Genomic DNA, 21,913 nt, shown 5'->3' with positions numbered 1-21,913 from the left:
TAAATTGAAGGGAGCTTGAAAACAGGATGAAAATGAACAACTTTAAAGTGATCGGTTTAACATGTATTTCTTTTACCATGGTTTTGTCGGGATGCTCGGCCACGAAAACAGCTGAACCTGCTGCGGCGACAACAGCACCTGCAGCTTCAACAGCAGCAGCGACTAAAGCACCAGAACCGGCAAAAAGCGGTGAAAAAATTACGATCAACTTCTGGAACCCTTTCTCTGGTAATGACGGTCCATTTATGAAGAAAATTGTGGACAATTATAATAAATCACAAGACAAATACAACGTGAAAATGACGATTCAACCAAACGGCGACTACTACAAGCTGTTGGATACGGCGATTGCGACGAAAAAAGGGGTTCCTGATGTGGCCATTATGCATCTTGACCAAACGCCTACGTATATTGCCAAAGATTTGCTGCAGCCGTTAGATGAAGTGGCTAAATCCGCAGGTGTGGATAAAGGCAACTTCCCGGCAGCAACGGTGGACTATTCGACCAAAGATGGCAAATGGTACAGCATTCCACTTGATATTCACCCATTAGTGATGTACTACAATAAAGATTTGTTCGCAGCAGCAGGTATCACGGCTCCTCCAACGAATCGTCAAGAATTTGTTGATGCAGCGAAAAAGCTGACAGATCCGTCCAAAGGGATTTGGGGAGCGGCGATGCCAACGTTCTGGATTCAGAACTTCTTATTCCCAACGGTCTTATTCCAAAATGGCGGCAGCTTCCTGGATGAGAAAGGAAACATTGCCTACAATTCACCGGCAGGCGTTGAAGCCGTTACCTTCATGAGAAGTTTAACCACGATGAAAGTTTCCCCGCCAACGGTGGCGGCGGACGGCGATTTCAACTTGTTCCAACAAGGCAAAAGCGCTATGCATTTTAACGGCCCATGGGCGAAAGACGCTTTCGATAAAGCGAAAGTGAACTATGGCGTTGCGGAAGTACCGCAATTAGGTACAGTGAAAAAAGCTGTTTTCGCTGGTTCGCACAACTTTGTCATTCCTAAATCAACGACGGATGCAGCAGTGCTGGCTGGTGTCGGCGATTTCTTGAAATATGTATCGAATAACTCCATCGACTGGGCCGAGTCCGGCCAAGCTGTTGCATCCAAAGTCGTTCGCGACAGCGCAGCGTTTAAGGCGATGACACAACAACAAACGGAAGTTGCCAAAGAATTTGATTATGTGCAATTTGCACCTAAAGTTTTGAACTGGGGTCCAATCTCCGACAGTATTTGGAGTGAACTGGCGAATGCGCTGCAAGGGAAAAAGGATCCAAAAGCTGCCCTTGACGATGCAGCTGCGAAATCCACGATTGCGATGAACAAAAAATAATGCTGAGCGAAGGCAGGCGGGTACACGTTACCCGTCTGCCATTTTAAAAAAAGGAGGGGAAGCCCTTGCCTACAACATCCTCTTGGAAATCAAAGCTGACATCCAGCTTATTCATACTTCCGTATTTTGTGGCTTTTATGGCGTTCACGTTAATTCCGATTATTTATGGTTTTGTGATTAGTCTAAAACAATATAACCTGCTTGATCCCGTACATCCTTTTGTTGGTTTGGACAACTACAAGAGCATTTTCACAAAGGGTACGCAAGAAAATGATCTCTTTTTTATCGGCATGCAAGCGACTTTGAAATTTGTTATCTTTTCTGTTCCATTCTTAGTCCTTGTGGGCTTAGGCTTTGCTTTATTGTTAAACGCGCTTCCCGCCAAACTGCGCTCCTTCTTCCGCTCGATTTACTTCATTCCTTATGCGGTTTCGGCTACCGTGATGGCAGTCATTTGGAAAAGGATGTTCGATGTTACGGGCGGATTCATCAATTTACTACTGGCTAAGATGGGGATTCACGAATTTGACCCGATCCCTTGGCTGCTGGATAAACCATTTGTGTGGATTGCATTGGTCATGGCTACGCTCTGGTGGACGATTGGTTTTAATATGATTATCTTTGTCAATGCGCTTAATGGCGTTCCAGAGGATCTGTATGAAGCTGCCAGAATAGATGGGGCAAATGGTTGGGAAAGACTGAGAAGCATCACGCTGCCATCGATCCGGCCTGTGATTATTTTTGTGCTGATTACGTCCACGATTGCTTCTTATAATGTTTTCGCCCAGCCCAATCTCATGAGCAATGCCGGGGACGAGACCAAGGTTCTGCTGATGGGCATCTTACAAACAGCTTATACAGCCCGGGAAATTGGCTCGGCATCGGCGATGGCCATTTTGATGGGATTAACGATCATGATCGTATCGGTCATCCAATTTAAAGTCACGAACAGAAAGGAGTAGAGGACGTTGAAACCTTTGAAGCTATTTTACGTGGTGTTGGCTAGTGTGTTAGGTATCATATTCATTTTGCCCATCCTGTGGATGTTTTCGAATTCGTTCAAAACCGACGTAGAAGTGATGGCACCTGTGTTTCATTTATTGCCGCAGGAATTCACCTGGGATAATTTCCATACGATATTTGTCGGCGGTGACGTCGAGGTACCGATTTTCCGTTGGATTTTCAATTCATTTTTTGTGGGATTTGCTGCAACTTTTTTGGTCATTCTACTGGACACGATGGCGGCGTACGCGTTAACGAAGCTTGATTTGCCTTTTAAAAAGACGTTAATCGCCTTGTTCGTCGGTTCCTTGATGGTGCCAGGCATTATTTCTTTTCTGCCGCAATATTTGAACTTTAGCAACTTGAACTTGATCAACACGTATTATGTGCTTATTTTGCCTTATTCCGGCGGTGCACTTGGCGTATTTCTGTTGATTCAATTTTTCCAATCGTTCCCGATTGAGATTATTGAAGCTGCGAAAATGGATGGGGCGAACAAATGGCATGTGTTCACGTCCGTTCTGCTGCCGTCTTCTGTTTCGATTGTAACAACATTGGCAATTTTCACATTTATGGGGGTTTTCAACGATTATGTGTGGCCGTTTTTTACGGTAACGGATTTGGAAATGCGCACGCTCACTGCGGGAATTGCTGTTATGGCTACTGGAAGTTTTGTGCAATCGTATGGTAAATTAATGGCACTTGCCACGCTATCCACACTTCCAACCCTTCTAATTTTTCTAATCGGGCAGAGACAATTTATTCAATCTATTACAGCCACGGGAGTTAAGCAGTAAAAAGGCTGTTTCTCGGGGGGCGGTGTATTAAAGGTGCGCATGTTTGTTGTGATGTTTATTTGCTTCCTGCTTGCAGCGGGTTGCACGAAAGGGGCTGGAAAAGAAGTCATGACGAAGACATTTACGAATCCAATTCTCGATAACGGAGCAGACCCATGGGTGACTTCGAAAGACGGCACTTATTATTATACACATACGACAGGTAACTCCATTCGAGTGTGGAAGTCGCAAAAGCTGACGGGGCTTGCTGACGCCGAATATAAGGATGTGTGGTTCCCGCCTGTATCAGGCCCTAATACTTCAAACATCTGGGCGCCTGAACTGCATTATCTGCAGGGAAAATGGTACATCTATTATGCGGCCGATGATGGCCAGAATGAGAACCATCGCATGTTCGTGCTGGAATCAGAAACGGATGATCCGCAAGGCCGATATATCGATAAAGGAATGATGGATACAGCTGACAGGTGGGCAATCGATGGGACGACGCTGCAAAAAGAGGACGGTTCCTTATACTTCATATGGTCCGGTTGGGAAGGAACGGTAAATGTTAGCCAGCAATTGTACATTGCTCCAATGAGTAATCCCTACACGATTAGCGGCAAGCCGGTCGAAATCTCGAGGCCTACATATGAATGGGAATTGAACGGTACACCAACCATTAATGAAGGTCCACAGGTTTTGCTGCATAAGGATCAAATTTATGTCATTTACTCAGCGAGCGGCAGCTGGACGGATGATTATTGTTTAGGGATGCTGAGCGCAACGATGAGTAGTGATTTGTTGAATCCGGCGTCATGGAAAAAGCACGAGCAGGCTGTTTTTTCCAAAACAGACCAGGTATTCGGACCAGGCCACAGCTCTTTTACGAAATCGCTGGACGGCAAAGAGGACTGGATTCTGTATCACGGTGCGAAGACGCAAGGCTCTGGCTGGAATCGCAATGTACGTATGCAGCCATTCAAGTGGCATCCGGACGGTTCTCCTGATTTCGGAGTACCGATTGCAGAGGGTGTTCCTATCCCTGTCCCGAGCGGTGAATAACAGTCGAAACATCTCCAGGATTGGGGATGTTTTTTTGCTATTTATTCGGGATCCAAAAATATGTCCATGTCTGGTGGAAATAGGTCATTGGATTCGGCAAGGCCAATTTGTATAATGAAGACACACTATGTATGGAGCGAGGGATTTCTGTGAGAGGCAAGCTGCGAGCTAGAATTAGCACCATTTTCCTTCTGATTCCATTCTGTTTACTAACCATAAGCTGCAGCTCTCAGCCGGATACGCAAGTTGATGATGCGGCATCGAATAAGCTTAGAATTACTTTCTGGTCGCCATTTAGCGGTGGAGACGGCCAATTTATGGCTGAATTAATTCAGCAGTATAACAATGAGAACAAAGATCATGTGAAAATTGATCAAATCAATAATAACTCAGGTGATTATTATACCAAGCTGTCAACAGCGATTGTGACAGAAGAAGCGCCAGATATCGCGATTGTCCATTCAGCCAAATATTCGCAGTATGCGCCTGCTGGATTTTTAACGGACTTGAATACGCTTGCTTCAGAAGCGGGCGTGAACTGGCAAGATTTTAACCAGACGATATTGAAAAGTACGGTTGCCGATGAGAAGCATTACGGAATTCCGCTCGATACCCATCTGGAAGTGATGTACTATAACAAGGCTTGGCTCAAACAAGCAGGCCTTTTAGATGAGAAAGAGAAGCCTGTTCTGATGAATGGCGAGGATGGATTCTTGCAATTTTTACAAAAAATAAAACAAAGTGTACCCGCAACTGTTACACCATTGGCTGAACCCAATGTACGTATCGACTCATTTTGGCTATGGTACTCCTTTTACAGTCAGATGAATGTAGATGGTGGCAGGTTTTATACAGACGACGAGAAGAAAGCGGCGATCGAGAATGCCTCTGCGCTTCAATCTCTGAATTTTGTTAATTCCCTCTATTCGCAAGGGTTCATTATTCCAAATATAAACGATTCCGTACAAACCTTTTCGAAGGGCAACGCCGCTTTGTTAATTACGGGTGTTTGGGCGACGGGCACGTTTGAGAAAATTCCGGACCTTAACTTCGGTGTTACGAAAATACCGCAAATTTACGATCATCCCGCTGCTTGGGGGGATTCGCATACCTTTTCCTTGCCTTATCATGAAAAACCGGATAAGAAAAAGCAAATCGCAGCGCTGAAATTTGCGAATTGGGTTGCAGCGCACGGCGCCAGCTGGGCGAAAGCCGGCCACATTCCAGCGGTGAAACAAGCGGTACAATCCCCGGAGTTTCAGAGCTTGAAGTACCGTCCGGACTATGCAAGTTCCGCTGACGATGTGAAATATTTTCCGAATCACCCTAGACAGGGGAAAATGAATGAAGAGATCGTACGCGAATTCGAAAAGATGATGGTGGGGCAATCCACCCCGCAAGAGGTGCTGCGTAATGCGCAAAGGATTATTAACACGAATATTCAAATACAGCAGAATACAGCTCCAGACTAAAAAGCAGTGGATTCAGAATCTTCCGATCGTCACCAAATTGATCGTTATCAGCTTTATCCTCATAGCCGTTCCGCTGGGGATAGCCAGCTATTTGACGTTTACAAGCTATTCGGCCTCGATTCAGAAAAATACAGGCAAATATCAAATGGACGTTGTGAAAGAGTTAATGGCTAACATTGATACGTACATGAATGAGCTTAATCTTTTAACCTTATTGCCGTATCAATCCCAGGATATTGTGAAATATTTGGAGTCGAATAAAGGGACGGAAACGACGATCTCGTTTGATGATCGGGTAACCGTTGAAGATTTCGCCAAGCGCGTGTATGCCAATGGACGTGTAGATATATCGGGATTAACGCTGTATCGCCAATCAGGCGGCACTTATACGGCGATGTTAGAGGAGCAAGCGAATTATTCTCTGAAAAAGGCTGAAAGTGAACCTTGGTACCCCAAGGTTTCCACGACAGGGAAGGTTGTCTATATCGGCACGTACAACAAGAACGCGTATGATACGACGAATCAGGTGTACTCTTTTGCGAGGAAAATACGCAGTGTAGATACTGGAAGAGTGCTGGGCTATCTCGTTTTGGATGTGGATAAAAATATCATTCGCAACAAAATTGAGACGATCTCGAATGACAAGAAAAACATTATGATTGTCGACAGCGAAGGGGCTCTCATTTATAAAAGCGCTGATTCTTGGATCGACATGGACAAAGTGCAGCAATATCAGGGTACCGGCACAGTTATCTATAAGCAAGGTGTAGATACAGAGCTGTTATCCTACTATACTTCGCCGAATACCGGATGGACGATGATCGAGATGGTGCCTCTCGCGTCATTGCTTCAGGATACAGTAAATGTGAGGAATTATATCATTCTGATTGGTGTCGTTTGCTTGCTGCTGGCTGTCATTCTGTTTACAGCTTTAGCTTTTCGTATCACTAATCCGATTGGCGAACTGCGTAATCTCATGAAAAAAGTGGTGCTAGGCGATCTGGACGTTTCGATTCCCATTCGAAGCCGGGATGAAATCGGTCAGTTAAGTCAATCTTTTAACCTCATGGTTTCGAAGCTCAGTGATCTGGGCTACCGGTTATACGAATCGGAAATCAGAGAGAAGAATGCGCAAATATCTGCGCTGCAAAGCCAGATTAATCCCCATTTTTTGTACAATACCTTGGGCTCCATTAGCATGTATGCTGAAATTCAAGGCAATCGTGAAGTTGTCAAAATGACGAATAATTTAAGCAAGCTGCTGCGCTACAGCATCAATAGCCATAAGAGCCAAGTGCCGCTGAACATGGAATTGGAGCACGTGAAAGGTTACATGGCTATCCAGCAGATCCGCTTCGAGGATAAAATACAATTTCAGGTCGATATCGAGCCTGAATTGCTTGTCTATTCAGTGATCCGGTTTATTTTGCAGCCGATCGTCGAGAATAGCATTGTGCACGGTTTTGAAAAAGGAAGCGGTTATGGGACCATTACGCTCAGCGGTAAGAAGCAAGATGACACGATGGTCATTATCATTCAGGATGATGGTGCGGGGATGAGTGAAAACCGTTTGCAGCAAGTGCTTCAGAAACAATTTGATTTCACCCCAAACGAAGAGGGAACAGGCGGGCACGGATTAATGAACGTACATCGGAGGATTGTGCTTCGGTATGGCCATCCATACGGCATGAAGATTGAAAGCCTATTACACCGAGGAACGACGATTATTCTCACATTACCACTCATCGCAGATGAACTTGAAGGAGGCAAACTGGATGCCTAAACTCCTTATCGTGGATGATGAAACCATCTTTCGCAAAGGCATTGGTTTAATGATTGCTGAAATGCAGTCGGAATGGTCGGTTATTGACGAAGCCAAAGATGGCGTGGAAGCTTTAGAGAAAATTGAAGCCTTGCAGCCGGACCTGATTATTACGGATATTAAAATGCCCCGCATGGACGGCATACAGCTGCAGTACATTGTGAAAGAGCGTTATCCGCATATTTCCTGTGTGGTGATGAGTGGCTATGACGATTTTCAGTACGCACGTGAATCGCTTAAATTAGGGGCGAAGGACTACTTGATGAAGCCTTTCGAACGGGCAGAGCTCTATACTTTGCTGGACAGGCTTCAGGTTGAAATCGCGCTTGAGAAGGAACAATTGACTACGAACAAGAAGGACAAGCAAGTTCAGAATCAAATGCGCCAGCATGTGCTTGCTGGACTGTTGACAGGAAGCTTTTCACATGGAGAAACAGAACTGCTCGATAATGTCGGCGTACAGTTTCCGCTTCCCTGCACAAGCTGTTTGGTAGCCAAGCTGGACCGAGATTCCGTGACGGATGAAAGGTATTACCAGTTAAATCCATCCTTATTTTCTGTGTATATTTTGCAGTTCATTCAGGAGAGCATCGAAAAACCGCTGCTTGGTTACGTGTTTATTTTAAATGAGCATGAAGTAGTCGCGCTGATTAATCATGAAGATACGGCGGCTTCCTTTGCTGACATCGAGAAATTAACGAATCGAATCCGCAAGGGAATTCGGGGGCAGTCGAATTTTACGATCTCATTCGGGCTCGGAAGTGCTGTGAAAGATTTGGAGTCGATCTCCAAGTCCTACAAGGAAGCGGGTTTGGCGCTGCTCTACCGTTTAGTTATTGGCGGGGATCGCCTTCTTTCCAGTGACACGATTGCTGATAGGACGATGGAAAAGCTCCAATGGCACACCGCCGATTGGAATTTACTCAATCAGTATGTGCAGGAGGGCGATTTGGCGAATGTGCATCTTCAAGCCGATCAATTCGTTACCAAGCTCTGCCAGCAATGGAGGGATCCCGAGCTGATTCATGAGCAAATTTGTAAAATGCTGCTGCATTTTTACGAGTTGGCCGTGAATTTAACCGTGGTGAAGATGTGGCTGCAAGGCACGGATATGAAACAGGTATTGATGGAGATTTATTCGATTTCGTCCAGTAAAGAGTTGAGCGAACGCTGCCAGAAGCTGCTGGGGGATTTGAGCGTGTGCATGGTGAACCGTAAAAAGAAATTCGTCACTAGCCCTGTTGAATTGGTGGTGCGGTATGTGGAGGAGCATTATGCGGAATCCATTACCCTGAATATGATGGCGGAGATCGTCTATCTCAACCCCTCTTATTTGAGTTCTTTGTTTAAAAGCAAGCAAGGCCAGTCCTTTATCGATTTCTTAACGGAAAAGAGGATCGAGAAAGCGAAGGCTATGCTGCTTCACTCTGATGAGAAGATTCAGGTGATCTCGGATTCTACAGGATTTACGAACATTCGCCATTTCAACCGCGTATTCAAAACGCTTACGAATCGAACGCCTACGGAGTACCGTGAGGGTAGACAAACGAGCTGACAAACGGCCAATCAAGTGCGAGGGAATTATTTTGCTGGGGCATACTAATGGAAAATGTCTGGCAGGAGGGGTTCCGCTTGCAAAGGAAACGCGTTGTTGTGATAGCTTTCTTGTTGACTCTGACCACCGGTTGTTTCTATCGCGCAAACCCTCTTGTTCATAAGGAAGCGGAGCCACAAGTTAAAGAAGAACTGCTAGGTGCCAAACAGGATGCCAAACCAGAAGCACCGTGGAAATCTAAAACAGAAGCTAAGCGCGTTGAGCCGCCGACTGTAACGGTACCCACGATACCGCCGGTTGTTTCGGAGCCTAGGGTAAGTAAAGTCACATTAGGAGCCATCGGCGACGTTCTCATCCACAGCGAAATTTACCAAGATGCGAAGCAAAAGGACGGCACGTACAACTTCTTCAAAATGTTTGAAGACGTGCAGAGCTATCTGCGTGTACCTGACATTTTAGTTGCGAATCAGGAAACGATGATTGGGGGGAAAGAGCTGCGACTATCCGGCTATCCGTCTTTCAATAGTCCGCAGGAAGTGGGGGATGCTCTCAAAGCGGCCGGGGTGGATCTCGTTACAGTAGCAAATAATCATACGCTGGATCGCGGGGAAAAAGTGATTCAAAGCGCTCTGTCGTACTGGGATCGTCTCGGCATTCCATATACCGGATCATTTAAATCAAAGGAAGATCAGAAGCATATTCGTACAATGGTCAAAAATAACATTACGTTTTCGTTTCTGAGCTACGCCTATGGACGAATGGCATCCCCCATCCGAAAGGGAAGGCGTATTTGGTTAATCGCATCGATTCCGCTCAGATTGCTCAAGAAGTCGAACAAGCCAAGCGTATATCTGACGTTGTCGTGGTTGCTATGCATTGGGGGACAGAATACGAAACTTTACCTAATGAGAGTCAAATGGCGCTGGCTCAAAAGCTGGCGGACTACGGTGTTCATATCGTCATCGGGAACCACCCGCATGTTTTGCAGCCGCCTGCTTGGGTATCAGGCATCAATGGCCACAAGACGCTGGTTCTGTACTCATTAGGTAATTTCATATCCGCGCAAGGCGGAGTTGCCAAGCGAGTAGGCGGAATGGCAACGATTGATGTCGTCAAAAGGATGGGGAAAGAGAGGACCATTACGCTGAAACAACCGTCCTTTCTTCCGACATTTACCTCTTACCAAAACTTGACGCAGTTCAAGGTGCTCCCGTTGAAGCAAGCTGCTCCTGTGCAGATTAGGAATGGTACGATTCAGTTTGATCCTATTAAGCAACATATGAGAACATACATGCAGGAACTTCACTTTATCGGTACGGAATAAAATACCCCTCGAACAAGTGTCGAGGGGTATTCGCTGCTGTGACTGCTGCGTGGCATTAGGAGAGACTTTCGTCATCCTCATTGCTTGCAGATGATTGCGTTGTACGCGCTTCAGCTAATTGTGCATGCGCCGCGTCTAACTGCTCCTGCGCACCTTGAATCACTTGCCGACGATTATTGTTGGCGGTCTGGGCTACGTTCAAATTGTGCAGAGCATCCGCCACAGCATTGTGAGCCTGGATTTCTGCATTTTGTTGTTGATCGGATTGTTGATCTGACATGGAGCATCCTCCTAATTGTTGGAATTTTGCTTCGTTAATATGCCCAAGAAGGCAGGAATCATTCATGCAGCGATAGAAAATGTCAGGTGGAAGGAGGCTGATGCGTTGAATATCAAAAGTGTGAACCATTTTCTTTTTTCGGTAACGGATTTAGATAAGTCGATTTCATTTTATCAAGAAGTGTTTGGAGCCAAGCTGCTGGTCAAAGGGAGAAGCTTAGCTTACTTTGACTTGTGCGGCATATGGCTGGCGTTGAATGTCGAGAAGGAAATTCCTCGGAATGAGATTCAATTTTCATATACCCATATGGCTTTTACAGTAGAAGAGGCGGATTTCGATGCTGTGGTGGAAAAGCTGGAGCATCTAGGAGTCAATATACTTCCAGGGCGGGAGAGAGACGAACAGGATAAGCGATCTGTCTACTTCACCGATCCGGACGGGCATAAATTCGAATTCCATACCGGCAGCCTGGAAGACCGGTTAGCTTACTACAGGAAAGAGAAGCCGCATATGACATTTTATGAAGATGATTTCCCTAAATAGAAAGAGGCTGCCCCGTGGGGCAGCCTCTTTGCTGTCTAATCCTTAATCCTGCGAATCGCTATTGGAAGATGAGGATGAATTGGATTGGAATACTTCTGCCGCTTCCTCTGCGGAGAATTCTGTATCCTCTTGACCAGGAACTGGTAATTTATTTAGTTCGGTAGTCTGTACTTGCGCTTTGGATGCTTGATTGGATTGATTTTGATTTGGCATAGTGACACCTCCTTTGCTCTATATACAACAAAGAGTAGTATGCCAAAGTTTGGAACTTTCTATACGGATTGTGTGGACATAAAAGAATAAATCAAATCTTGAATGTTAACGAACCGACGTTCTTTCGAGAGCATGTGGTGCACCAGCCGTTTCAGCGGGGTTCGTTCCTCGTAATAAGGTGGGGCATATTTGCGAATGTGAATATACGGAAATTCCAGAAAGGGGTGGTAATAAAATGAAGCCAAATCATCCGCACCGTATTGATCCACTTGATCCATAATCCTCGTGACGTCCTGCTCTACGGCATCACCCCTTACAAATCCCAGTGGCGTTGGGACGTAATAGGTTCTTCCAACGATTGAAGCAGCTATTTGATAGGTCACCTGGCGATTGGTTGGGTCATGGGGATTATCTTCGTAAATTAACCATGAGCATGATTCAATAATCGTACGCTGCACATCCGAGGCTGCATAGTGTGGCGTTTCAAACCAATCGGGTCGCAGGCCGGCGGATTGAAAGGCGGATAAGGCCATATGAAATCTGCCATACGCATAGGACCTCTGAATATGCAGACTATCGGTAAGGGAAGACCTCGGGTCATCCGGCGGGCAATCTTTGAGGCAGTCCGGATATGCGAATTCGTACCCCTCGCCGCTGATGGAGTGCCCATACTGATGAGTGTACCCGTGAATACCTAGTGAAGCTCCGCGAGTTCGTAAGGCTTGTAACGTTTCAACAAATCTGACGGAAATGGCATCAAACGGATTGCTGATGGTGCAGTCATATTGCAGATTCGGATTGATGTATCGGGGAATGACGGCCACATGAAAAGGAATCTTTTGCATATATAAATAATCCGCAACGGCACGTAACTTCATTTGGTCTTCTGTTTTTTCGTAAAAACCGCCAGGTCCGATATCTTCAAGCCGCAGTAATGCTTTCACGGTGAAATCCCTCCGCAACGAGTAAGTTGGATACTTCCAATACCATTGTATGTGTAAGACTTCCGTTTCATTTCGCTGAATATAGCGGTGAAATTCATGCAGAATTATGTCGATGCTTGTCCGAAAAAGAAGAATCCTGGCAAAGAGGAAAGAAGGTTAAGGTAAGCGGTTTCAAGTTTTGTTAAAATAGTGTAAACCTCTTTTGTACCAATGGGTTAACCGCTTTCTCATATTTTACGAATTATTAATAAAAAACGTGTTGTAATTTGTCTGTTTTTAACTATAATAGGGAATATGAAGGGCGTTAAACCGGTTTAATTAAACCGCTTTAATGATTTGAAAGTGAAAGCTATTTTAAATTGCATAGAGGAGGTGGAAGGATGGCTACCATTGATGATGTTGCCAAGCTTGCGGGTGTTTCCAAAGGAACAGTTTCGAGCGTATTCAGCAAAAAGAGACCGATTTCTCAACCGGTAACGGATCGAGTACTTTCGGTAGCCAAAGAACTGGGATATTTCCCGAATCATATTGCCAGAAGTTTGGCAATTAAGAAGACGATGATTGTTGGACTCAAGATGCCGATTTCTAAAGAGGGCTCGACGACGCAATTTGAAATTCAAATGCTGAATGGGGTCATTAAGGAATGTACGAAGCATGGGTATCGTATTCTGCTAGACACGCTTCCAGAGCATGAAGATCTTACACAATTTTCAAGCGATCCTGTCGATGGCGTTATTATGTTGAATCCACGTAAGCACGATCAGCGTATTGAGCGATTCGAGCAGATGAGAATTCCGTTAGTGCTGGTAGGCAGACCTGATCCCTTGGAGAGCTCAATCAGCTATGTCGATAATGACAATGAGCAGCTTGCCTACGAGGTTGGCAGTTACTTATTAGAGCAAGGCCACCGTTCTATTTTATTCTTAAATGCATCAGCGAACATGACGGTTTCAGTCGATCGTGTAAATGGTCTTAAGAAGGCATATGAAGAGCAAGGAATTCCTTATGATAACGTCCATGTTATGAACTTTGACCGTCAGCAGCATGCGACACCGATGGATTACGGCTACATGTCTATCATGCAAATGCATGAACAGGTTCCTTTCACAGCGGTTGTGTCGGATACAGACAGAGTTGCACTAGGTATTTTGCGGGCCACTCGTGAACTCGGTATCCACGTCCCAAGAGACCTTTCGATCGTGGCATTAAGCAACGATGTGAGGCTGGCCGAAGAGATGTCGCCGAAATTGACTTCTGTTGAGCTTTCAGCGGAAACGCTAGGAGCAGAGGCAGGACGCATTTTAATTCAAAAAATGAAAGATCCGTCAACGGTGGAACAACTTATCGTAGATGCACAGCTCATTGTACGTGAATCTACCAGAAGTTTATAAGGATGAGAAGCCAGGAAGAAAGGTTCATTGCCTATTGTGAAAGCGCTTTATTAACATTTCGTAAAGGTTAATCCCATAACAACGCATATAACGGAGGGTAATATGAAGGCCAAAAAAGCGAAAGTCGTTACTTCGATGATGGCAGCTCTGCTTGTCGGAAGTTTAGCAGCGGGTTGTACATCTAACAGCAGTACAGGAACTGAAGCTCCGAAAGCATCCGATCAGGCGAAGACGGAAGGGAATAAGGAAGAGCGCTCTTTGCGAATGATGTCCGGTGTTGTTGGCGGTAAAACACCCGAAGAGAACGTCTTGTTTGAGAAAGAAATCGAACGTTTGAGCGGCATCAAAGTTAAGATGGAAAAGCCGGCTTCCGATTATAATCAGAAGCTGATGGCGGCTGTGTCCTCCGGCGAGAAATACGACCTGCTTCAAGTAAGCAAAGAGTTGATGAACACCCTGGCTGAGCAAGGTATTCTCATGCCTTTAACCGATCAAGTGAAAGGGTCAAAAACACTTCAAGATCCTGAAGTTTTGCCAACGTCGGAGTGGGATCAAGTGAAGACCAAGGACGGCAAGATCTATGGCGTCTTCAGTAAATTTCAAGGTGGAACGATGCCGATCGTTCGTGCGGACTGGCTAAAAAAACTTAATTTGCCTGAGCCGAAAACGTTTGATGATTACTATAAGGTCTTGAAAGCATTCACGGAACAAGATCCAGATGGTAACGGGAAAAAGGATACATATGGATTAAGCACAGCTGGGATGTACGAACTGCAAGGTTTCTTCAGTGGAGCCGGCTTGAAACAACGTTATGTGGAGAAGGACGGGAAGCTGGACGTTCCATACTCAACGGATGCGGCTATTCCGGTATACGAGTGGTTGAACAAATTGTACAAAGAAGGCATTCTTGACCCTAACTTTGCAACAAACGATACAGGTAAAATGCGGAATCTGTTCCTTGCTGACCGTGTCGGCATGATTACTTACTGGGATGCTTGGGTTGGTATGCTGAACAATACAAGAAAAATTGCCGATGCGAATACCGCATTTGAAGCGAAGGGCCTTCCAGGCATCGCCGGAGCTGACGGTAAATATATGCTGCGCCGTGGAGATCCGGACGTTTGGGTCATTCCGGTGAATGCCCAACATCCAAAAACAGCTTTTGAATTCATTGAGTGGTGGCACTCCAAAGATGGTATTGTTTTGGGCAGCTTGGGAATCAAAGATACGGATTATACGGAAAATGGCGGGAAATACGAGCTTACACAAACAGGGAAAGATCATGCTATGGATCACGGCGTTCCTTTCTGGTATAACAAGAAATTCCCGAATCCATTCGGTTTACTTCCGGGCGTGAAAGAAGCGCAGGATCTTATTTTGAAAAATGCAACGCTTGAGCTGACGCCACCGAAATGGGCGGATGCTGAGAAAATCATTAACGAATATTCCTTCAAGGCTATTCTTGGCGAAATGCCGGCTGCGGATGCAGTGAAGAAAATGCGCGAACAATTAAAATCAGCGAAATTGATCGACTAGTTCATATGGACAGGGGAGTATGCACGACATATGCCTGACATACTCCCCTTACAATTAACGGCAAGGTGGTGACTTCGTTTGAAAGTTGTATGGAAATTCAAAGCCCTCTATTTGATGATGCTTCCAATCATGGCTTATTTTCTTGTGTTCTCCTATTATCCGCTCGTTCGCGGCTTTATCATTTCCTTCCAAGAGTTTCGATTGATTGGAAACCGGCCTTTTATCGGATTTGATAACTATATTACCGTGCTTAAGGATCATTCCTTCTGGGAAATGATGCAAAACACATTGCTGCTAGGCGGAGGCATGCTGGTGATCGGTTTTATTATGCCAATCTTGCTCGCGTTGTCGCTTAATGAGATCCTCCAGGCATGGTTTAAAAAAGTGGTTCAGATGATTGTTTACATTCCCCATTTGTTCTCATGGGTTGTCGTAGGCGGCATGTGGATTCTTATGCTTTCTCCGGACACCGGTATTGTGAATGCGATTCTCAAGCTGGTAGGCGTGGCAAAACCGATTACTTTTATGGCCAGTGCGGATTCTGCCCGTTGGGTCATGGTGCTTACTTCGGTGTGGAAAGAGATGGGCTTTATCTGCATCCTTTATCTAGCGACGATTGTAGCCATCAATCCGGCGTTATATGAGGCTGCACGAATGGATGGAGCGAATCGTTGGCAATTGGTTCGTTATGTTACACTGCCATCGCTGGTGTCAACGATGAAGGTTGTTATTATGCTGAATGTGCTTAGCATTTTGCGTATTTTTGATCAAATCATCGTGATGCGCAACGGTGCCATTGCCAAGAAAGTGGATGTCATCATGATGTACACGTACCATAAAGGAATACTGGAATTCAAAGTCGGTTTAGCAACATCAGCAGGATTTTTAGTGATTTTCGCGACATTGCTCATTACGTTTGTGACCAGAGCGATCATTCGCTATGACGAGGGGTGAAGGGATCTCCATGAAAACAAACAATTTGCCTACGAGCTGGGGAAGCCGGTTATTCGATGGGGTTAATTTATTATTTTTATTCATTTTACTGGCTACCATGCTTATTCCGTTATTGAATACGTTCGCACTGGCTTTCTCATCCAATTTTGCTTCCATGCAGCCAGGCATTATTTTATATCCAAAACAATTCAGCGTTGAGGGCTTCACGACGGTTTGGAATCGCATGCAATTGTATACGCCGTTCCTGAATAACGTGATTGTTACGCTTGTAGGGACAGTTTGTCATGTGCTGCTGTGCTCGATGGCTGGTTATGTATTGATCCAAAGAGGGTTGCCCGGGAAAAAGTTTATGGTTTCCGCTATTCTCCTTACTATGACGATTCCAGGCGAGGCGATCATGATCCCCGTTTATGTGGTGAACAAAGAGCTTGGCTTGTTAAATTCTTTAACGGCATTAATTATGTCCGGACTGGTTTCCGGTTTCAGTATTTTACTTATGCGTAATTTCTTCCTGTCCGTACCTGTTGAAATGTCGGAGTCTGCGACGATGGATGGGGCGGGAGCATTCCGTATTTTCATTACTATGTACATCCCGTTAGCTGCTGCAGGACTTGCTACAGTTACACTTTTCGAATTCGTTAGCCGTTGGAACCAATTCACGCCAGCACTATTATTTATTAGCGATCATGCGAAATATACGCTGCAAATCGCCTTGAAATCCTTAATCGTAGATACCGATTCTACATCCAGTAACTTTATTGTCACGACGAATGTTAGGATGGCAGGGATTGTGATTGCGCTTCTCCCTCTCGTTATTATTTATCCCTATGTGCAGAAATATTTCGTCAAAGGCATTTTGGTTGGTGCTAACAAAGAGTAACATATATGAAAAAGGAGCGTGGAGTTCGTCATGCCGCAGACAAGCCGAAGAAACCAAGTCACTACTTACCGCAGAGAGATTCATCACAGTGAGCAAAGTACATATGTGGAAGTTCCTTTCGAAATGCCTGAAAAGGTGGAAGAGATTCATGTGCAATTTGCCGTTCAATCTCACGGTGATGCAAAGCCTGTCATTGATCTTGGCGTCAGAGACAGCCATAAAGTGCGAGGCTGGAGCGGAGGGGCTCGCTCCGAGTTTGTGATCGGGCTAGAGAAGGCGACTCCCGGTTATTTGCCTGGTGAACTGCAAGCCGGGGACTGGGCTGTTCTTCATAACGCCTATAAAGTCCCTGAAGAAGGCTGTGAAGTTACGATTACCATCACGTTCTTTTTTCATACAGCGCGTTGGCTCAAAGGGGACTTGCACACGCACAGTGTTAACAGTGACGGCTCTTATACGCTGGAAGAAAACGCGGCGATCATGGAGCAGCTGGGCTGCGATTTCATTGCGATGACGGATCATAACGCGGTTAGCCAAAATTATTCGTATCCTCAGAATACGCCGGTCGTCATGATCCCGGGCATGGAGTTTACGACCAATTTTGGCCATAGCAATTTCCTTGGCGTTTTGGAGCCAATTGATGATTTTCGAGTGAAGAATCAAGATGATGTTAATCTTCGACTCGCAACGGCACGTGAGCGTGGGGCGAAAATCGTGCTTAACCACCCCCATTGCGATTATTGCCCGTGGGAGTGGGATTTCAATACGAATCACGACTGGTGGGAAGTCTGGAATGGCCCTTGGACAGCTCGCAATGAGCGGGCGCTGGCCTGGTGGCAGGAGCAGCTCGCCTCAGGCAGGAAGCTTGTCGCAACTGGCGGCAGTGATGTTCACCGACCTGAACGTTATGTCAAACATGCCATGCCGTGTACATGGGTTTATGCCGAAACGAAGACGGTGAATGGTATTCTTCAAGGGATCGATAAAGGGCATGTGGTGATTAGTTATTCACCGGAAGGCCCTTTCGCGCAGCTAACTTGTGGTGACTATATGACTGGCGATACCGTATTAAATGACGTGAATGACAACGTGCTGGTCAGGATTGAACACATTCATGTAGGTGACCAGATCAAACTCATTAGCGAACATGGCGTGGAGCTATCGGAAGTTTGTTCATCATCAGGATCATGGGAACTTGCGGTTGAGCAAAAGGGCAGAACATTTTACCGCGTTGAAGTATGGCGCCACTTTGAGGAATTCGATCAGAATTTAATGGCGATGTTAACGAATCCAATCTATTTTCAGAGGTGAGTTCAGATGGCATATACCGTAATGACATTTAACTTAAGATACAACAATCCAGGGGATGGACAGAACGCATGGCCGAATCGGATTGACAAGGTAGTGGAAATGATTCATGCGCATGCACCACTTTTTGTCGGAACGCAGGAAGGCTATTACGAGATGCTGAACGATTTGCAGCCGAAACTGGCCGAGTATGCGTGGATTGGCGAAGGTCGATTTGGCGCCCGTGAGAATGAACATTGCGCAATTTTTTACAAGCAAGAGGAGCTGACGCTTCAGCAGCATGGCCAGTTTTGGCTGTCGGAAACCCCGGAAGTCACCGCTTCCATTTCGTGGAACAGCGGTTTCCCTCGCGTCTGTACGTGGGCTATTTTCGAACATAAGAAAACGGGGGAGCGTTTTATCGTTTACAACACGCATCTTGATCATCAAAGCCAGCAAGCTAGAGATCTCGGCACGAAAGTAATCTGGGATTATATTACCGCTCATCACAAAGAACATGCCCTTCCCGTGATTTTGATGGGAGATTTCAATAGCCGACCTGTGGATTTACCGATACGTTTCCTGCGCGGAGAAACCGATCTGGATGGGGAGCAATCCTGGCTAAAAGATGCCTATACCCAACTGCCTGGTCCAATTGGATGGACAGCACATGATTTTCAAGGCGGCGAAGCAGGGGAGCCAATCGATTATATTTTTGTATCGCCGGATGTAGCAGTGGATCGAGCGCTTGTAGATCGAAGAGAAATTGGCGGGGGTTATCCGTCCGATCATTACCCGGTTATTGCTCAGATTAACCTCTAAGAAGAACAACTAGATGACAGTCAGAAGGAGACAGAGGAATGACACTTGAGAAGATTTATGTCGTTTTTAAAACGCATTTTGATATTGGATTTACAGGCTTAGTTTCAGATGTTGTGGGGCGTTATCGTACTGAGATGCTGAAAGATGTTATCGAGATTTGTGATCAAACCCATACGAATGAGGAACATGAGAAATATGTTTGGACCATGTCAGCTTGGCCGCTGCTTCAATCCTTGAAAGGCAGCCAAGAGGAAGAGAAGCAGAAGGCGCTTGCCTATCTGGAGAATAGACAGCTGATTTGGCATAAGCTTCCTTATACAACGCATACGGAATTTTGCGGCTTAGAGGAATGGATTCGCGGGATGTATGTATCGGAAGGACTTACCAACCTCTATGGCTACGATCCGAAGGATGCCAAAATGACGGATGTACCCGGGCATACATGGATCGTGCCGTCGCTCCTCAAAAAAGCAGGCGTGGAGTTTCTGCATCTCGGCTGCAATCCGGCTACTACACCTCCTGACGTTCCGCCGGTCTTTTACTGGGAAGGCCCCGATGGCGAGCGTTTGTTGACGTTTTATTCCAAAGGGTCCTATGGGACGGGCATTTTGCCGCCGGAAGAGTGGACGCATCCCGTGTGGCTTGCGATGATTCAGACCAGTGATAATCACGGGCCGCATGACGCTGGTATTATCGAAGAAATGAAAGCCTCCATTCGTGAAAGCGGTTCAACGGCAGAGCTGCATATCGGCAGCTTGGGCGACTTCGCAGCGGACTTCTTAGCGCGGAATCCGGAATTGCCGGTTATTCGCGGCGATATGGCGGATTCCTGGATCCATGGGGTTGGGACTGCGCCGCGCGAGGTGGCAAGGGTAAGAGCGCTAAGAAGTGAGGTTACCGCAGTGGAAAGCGCGGTGGCTATGAATCATTATGAAGGTGGAAAAAAAGAGTCTGAGAAGACTGTAAAAGCACTCATCGATGAAAGCTATGAGCACACGCTGCTATTTGGCGAGCATACGTGGGGGATGGATTGCAAGACATTCCTTTTTCCGAGAGTCGCTTATGATAAGAAGTCATTCCTTCAGTTAAAACAGAGTGAACGCTATCAGCGTATGGAACAATCCTGGGCGGAACAGGTTGACTATTTGAACAAAGCGGAGAGCTCTTTGCATGAGGCAAAAGCGGAATTGACAAGCGGACAATGGACAGATAATCAGGCTGCAAAGGCACTGCGAGTCCATTCTAATTTGGGCTGGAGCCGCTCGGCCAAAACATGGATTCAAGCTAGCGATTTGCCTGCTGACGATGAGGTACTAGTCGATGCGGAAACGGGCAAAGCGATTGCCTTAAAGCGGTCCGAGGGTGGTGCAGAAGCTTACATCTCCGGCCTGCCTGCACTTGGATATAAAACGCTGAATTACGTGAAGAAAGACGGTCAGACTCTTGCCGCTGAAAATAAAGGGCTAGCGCGAGCTTATCTAATGGAGACACAGGCTGTTATCGAAAATCCTTTTATCATCGTAAAAGTGGATCGAAACACGGGCTGGATTCAAAGCCTCTGGGATAAAAAGCTTCGGAAGGAATGGATCGACGATTCTGCAGAAACCGGTTTTGGTCAATATAAGTACGATATTTACTCCAATAAAGAGATCACGCGCTATTTGAAGAAATACGCCTATCGCTTTTATGATTGGGGTGTCCATGACTTTGGTAAAACCGATTATCCGGAACAGCAGAAAAGGCTTACGTTCACTACGCAAGCTGCGGATATTCAAATTTGGGAAAATGGCGGTTCTGTAGGCCTTACTTGCAAAGCAGCCACAGACATTGAAACTACGACGGAGTATGGTAATGCGAGTTCTATCGAATGGTCATTCTCCTTGACTGAAGATTCTCCGTATCTGGATGTTGCCTACAAGCTGCATGCCAAACAGGAAACCCCGCTGGCAGAATCGGGACATATCGTTTTCCCGTTGAAGCTTGAACGCCCGCAATACAGCATCAATAAGCTGGGCTCTGTCGTCAATCCGCTCACGGATACGATTCGCTCCTCAAGCACACTGCTTCATTGTTGTGAGCTTTTTGTCGATATTTCCAATGGATTCGCGGGAATGGCGATCATTCCGCTGGACTCGCCGCTCTTTTTTATCGGGAAAAATGGCATGTGGGATTTCGAGCACGAGTACAAGCCAGAGAAGCCGGAGCTGCATTTCAATGTATTCAACAATTGGTGGGGAACGAATTTCCCGCAGTGGAGCGGCGGCGACTTGCATTATCGTTTTCGTTTGGTTCCGCATGCCGGTGATTGGCGAGAAGGCGAAGTTTGGAAAGTGGCCCAGGAGACGATGACACAAACGGTTACGATTGCGGCACCTGCAGATGAGCTCCAAACGATGCAAGACATCCTTCCGGCGGGACTGGACGGGATGGCGGTTAGCTGCTGGAAAGTTGCAGAAAATGGGGAAGGCTGTATCCTGCGTATTCGTGAATGTACAGGCGTTCTGAGAGAAGTTGAGATTGTTCTCCCGGAGCAGGTCAAAGAAGTCCGTATGACGAATCTTCTGGAACGCGATCAAGACAACATGCCAATAAGCAATCATCGTATTCGACTGATAACGAAACCATTTGAAGTGCATACATTTAGAATAATCAATTAATTGCTAATCTCACGTTTACAGCTCGGCGGTTCATATCG

19 protein-coding genes and 2 pseudogenes are annotated in these 21,913 nt (G+C 46.0%); 18 read left to right on the top strand and 3 right to left on the bottom strand.

Going from position 1 to position 21,913, the window contains the following annotated elements:
* Positions 1-26: 26 nt before the first annotated feature.
* From GON05_RS37605 to GON05_RS38970, 10 genes and pseudogenes are all read left to right on the top strand, one after another.
* Positions 27-1,352, top strand: coding sequence for an ABC transporter substrate-binding protein (locus GON05_RS37605; protein WP_157326565.1), 1,326 nt, complete (start codon positions 27-29; stop codon positions 1,350-1,352).
* A gap of 65 nt (positions 1,353-1,417) precedes the next feature.
* A complete protein-coding gene (locus GON05_RS37600) occupies positions 1,418-2,314 on the top strand; it encodes a carbohydrate ABC transporter permease (protein WP_246239757.1) in 897 nt (298 codons plus the stop codon).
* 6 nt (positions 2,315-2,320) lie between these two features.
* Positions 2,321-3,151: a carbohydrate ABC transporter permease gene (locus tag GON05_RS37595; protein WP_246239756.1), complete on the top strand. Its 831-nt coding sequence runs from the start codon at positions 2,321-2,323 to the stop codon at positions 3,149-3,151.
* A gap of 39 nt (positions 3,152-3,190) precedes the next feature.
* Positions 3,191-4,195: a glycoside hydrolase family 43 protein gene (locus GON05_RS37590; RefSeq protein WP_157326697.1), complete on the top strand. Its 1,005-nt coding sequence runs from the start codon at positions 3,191-3,193 to the stop codon at positions 4,193-4,195.
* A gap of 131 nt (positions 4,196-4,326) precedes the next feature.
* Positions 4,327-5,667, top strand: a complete 1,341-nt coding sequence (locus GON05_RS37585; RefSeq protein ID WP_157326564.1) for an ABC transporter substrate-binding protein — start codon at positions 4,327-4,329, stop codon at positions 5,665-5,667.
* The gene (locus GON05_RS37580; RefSeq protein ID WP_157326563.1) at positions 5,609-7,450 is read left to right on the top strand and encodes a cache domain-containing sensor histidine kinase; all 1,842 of its coding nucleotides are present in this window, start codon (positions 5,609-5,611) and stop codon (positions 7,448-7,450) included. Before GON05_RS37585 ends, GON05_RS37580 begins: the two co-directional genes overlap by 59 nt.
* Positions 7,443-9,044 (top strand): response regulator, encoded by a 1,602-nt coding sequence (locus tag GON05_RS37575; protein ID WP_157326562.1) that lies wholly within the window; start codon positions 7,443-7,445, stop codon positions 9,042-9,044. Before GON05_RS37580 ends, GON05_RS37575 begins: the two co-directional genes overlap by 8 nt.
* A gap of 47 nt (positions 9,045-9,091) precedes the next feature.
* Positions 9,092-9,751: pseudogene (locus GON05_RS37570) on the top strand (CapA family protein); the annotation flags it as partial.
* A gap of 83 nt (positions 9,752-9,834) precedes the next feature.
* A pseudogene (locus tag GON05_RS40215) lies at positions 9,835-10,050 on the top strand (CapA family protein); the annotation flags it as partial.
* An 87-nt stretch (positions 10,051-10,137) separates the two neighbouring features.
* A complete protein-coding gene (locus GON05_RS38970) occupies positions 10,138-10,368 on the top strand; it encodes a hypothetical protein (protein ID WP_181646499.1) in 231 nt (76 codons plus the stop codon).
* Between the two features lie 55 nt (positions 10,369-10,423).
* Here GON05_RS38970 and GON05_RS37560 read toward each other — a convergent pair whose 3' ends face one another.
* Positions 10,424-10,648 (bottom strand): hypothetical protein, encoded by a 225-nt coding sequence (locus GON05_RS37560; protein WP_127456052.1) that lies wholly within the window; start codon positions 10,646-10,648, stop codon positions 10,424-10,426.
* 105 nt (positions 10,649-10,753) lie between these two features.
* Between GON05_RS37560 and fosB the strand changes: the two genes are divergently transcribed.
* Positions 10,754-11,191: a metallothiol transferase FosB gene (fosB, locus tag GON05_RS37555; protein ID WP_157326559.1), complete on the top strand. Its 438-nt coding sequence runs from the start codon at positions 10,754-10,756 to the stop codon at positions 11,189-11,191.
* Positions 11,192-11,233: 42 nt separating this feature from the next.
* Here fosB and GON05_RS38965 read toward each other — a convergent pair whose 3' ends face one another.
* Complete coding sequence (locus GON05_RS38965) at positions 11,234-11,404, bottom strand: hypothetical protein (RefSeq protein WP_164819672.1); 171 nt, start codon at positions 11,402-11,404, stop codon at positions 11,234-11,236.
* A 59-nt stretch (positions 11,405-11,463) separates the two neighbouring features.
* Positions 11,464-12,348, bottom strand: coding sequence for a DUF2334 domain-containing protein (locus GON05_RS37550; protein WP_157326558.1), 885 nt, complete (start codon positions 12,346-12,348; stop codon positions 11,464-11,466).
* Between the two features lie 380 nt (positions 12,349-12,728).
* On the opposite strand from GON05_RS37550, the gene GON05_RS37545 reads away from it, so the two are divergent.
* From GON05_RS37545 to GON05_RS37515, 7 genes are all read left to right on the top strand, one after another.
* Positions 12,729-13,739, top strand: a complete 1,011-nt coding sequence (locus GON05_RS37545) for a LacI family DNA-binding transcriptional regulator (RefSeq protein WP_157326557.1) — start codon at positions 12,729-12,731, stop codon at positions 13,737-13,739.
* A gap of 102 nt (positions 13,740-13,841) precedes the next feature.
* Positions 13,842-15,275, top strand: a complete 1,434-nt coding sequence (locus tag GON05_RS37540; protein ID WP_157326556.1) for an extracellular solute-binding protein — start codon at positions 13,842-13,844, stop codon at positions 15,273-15,275.
* A gap of 78 nt (positions 15,276-15,353) precedes the next feature.
* A complete protein-coding gene (locus GON05_RS37535) occupies positions 15,354-16,229 on the top strand; it encodes an ABC transporter permease subunit (protein ID WP_157326555.1) in 876 nt (291 codons plus the stop codon).
* Positions 16,230-16,239: 10 nt separating this feature from the next.
* The gene (locus GON05_RS37530; protein ID WP_157326554.1) at positions 16,240-17,109 is read left to right on the top strand and encodes a carbohydrate ABC transporter permease; all 870 of its coding nucleotides are present in this window, start codon (positions 16,240-16,242) and stop codon (positions 17,107-17,109) included.
* Positions 17,110-17,139: 30 nt separating this feature from the next.
* Entirely contained in the window at positions 17,140-18,420 is a 1,281-nt protein-coding gene (locus GON05_RS37525) for a CehA/McbA family metallohydrolase (RefSeq protein ID WP_157326553.1), read from the top strand.
* A 6-nt stretch (positions 18,421-18,426) separates the two neighbouring features.
* A complete protein-coding gene (locus GON05_RS37520) occupies positions 18,427-19,218 on the top strand; it encodes an endonuclease/exonuclease/phosphatase family protein (RefSeq protein WP_157326552.1) in 792 nt (263 codons plus the stop codon).
* A 38-nt stretch (positions 19,219-19,256) separates the two neighbouring features.
* Complete coding sequence (locus GON05_RS37515; protein ID WP_157326551.1) at positions 19,257-21,875, top strand: DUF5054 domain-containing protein; 2,619 nt, start codon at positions 19,257-19,259, stop codon at positions 21,873-21,875.
* Positions 21,876-21,913: the final 38 nt, after the last annotated feature.

It is taken from the genome of Paenibacillus anseongensis, from assembly GCF_009757995.1.
Taxonomy (GTDB): domain Bacteria; phylum Bacillota; class Bacilli; order Paenibacillales; family NBRC-103111; genus Paenibacillus_E; species Paenibacillus_E chondroitinus.
Note: the sequence above shows the minus strand (reverse complement) of the source record. Positions and strands in the feature narration are given on the sequence as shown.

Excerpts from the sequence above, each read along its gene's own strand:
- GON05_RS37605 (WP_157326565.1), top strand. The coding sequence starts at position 27 with ATGAAAATGAACAACTTTAAAGTGATCGGTTTAACATGTATTTCTTTT.
- GON05_RS37590 (WP_157326697.1), top strand. The coding sequence starts at position 3,191 with ATGTTTGTTGTGATGTTTATTTGCTTCCTGCTTGCAGCGGGTTGCACG.
- GON05_RS37585 (WP_157326564.1), top strand. The coding sequence starts at position 4,327 with ATGGAGCGAGGGATTTCTGTGAGAGGCAAGCTGCGAGCTAGAATTAGC.
- GON05_RS37580 (WP_157326563.1), top strand. The coding sequence starts at position 5,609 with ATGCGCAAAGGATTATTAACACGAATATTCAAATACAGCAGAATACAG.
- GON05_RS37575 (WP_157326562.1), top strand. The coding sequence starts at position 7,443 with ATGCCTAAACTCCTTATCGTGGATGATGAAACCATCTTTCGCAAAGGC.
- GON05_RS38970 (WP_181646499.1), top strand. The coding sequence starts at position 10,138 with ATGGCAACGATTGATGTCGTCAAAAGGATGGGGAAAGAGAGGACCATT.
- GON05_RS37560 (WP_127456052.1), bottom strand. The coding sequence starts at position 10,648 with ATGTCAGATCAACAATCCGATCAACAACAAAATGCAGAAATCCAGGCT.
- GON05_RS38965 (WP_164819672.1), bottom strand. The coding sequence starts at position 11,404 with ATGCCAAATCAAAATCAATCCAATCAAGCATCCAAAGCGCAAGTACAG.
- GON05_RS37545 (WP_157326557.1), top strand. The coding sequence starts at position 12,729 with ATGGCTACCATTGATGATGTTGCCAAGCTTGCGGGTGTTTCCAAAGGA.
- GON05_RS37540 (WP_157326556.1), top strand. The coding sequence starts at position 13,842 with ATGAAGGCCAAAAAAGCGAAAGTCGTTACTTCGATGATGGCAGCTCTG.
- GON05_RS37530 (WP_157326554.1), top strand. The coding sequence starts at position 16,240 with ATGAAAACAAACAATTTGCCTACGAGCTGGGGAAGCCGGTTATTCGAT.
- GON05_RS37525 (WP_157326553.1), top strand. The coding sequence starts at position 17,140 with ATGCCGCAGACAAGCCGAAGAAACCAAGTCACTACTTACCGCAGAGAG.
- GON05_RS37520 (WP_157326552.1), top strand. The coding sequence starts at position 18,427 with ATGGCATATACCGTAATGACATTTAACTTAAGATACAACAATCCAGGG.
- GON05_RS37515 (WP_157326551.1), top strand. The coding sequence starts at position 19,257 with ATGACACTTGAGAAGATTTATGTCGTTTTTAAAACGCATTTTGATATT.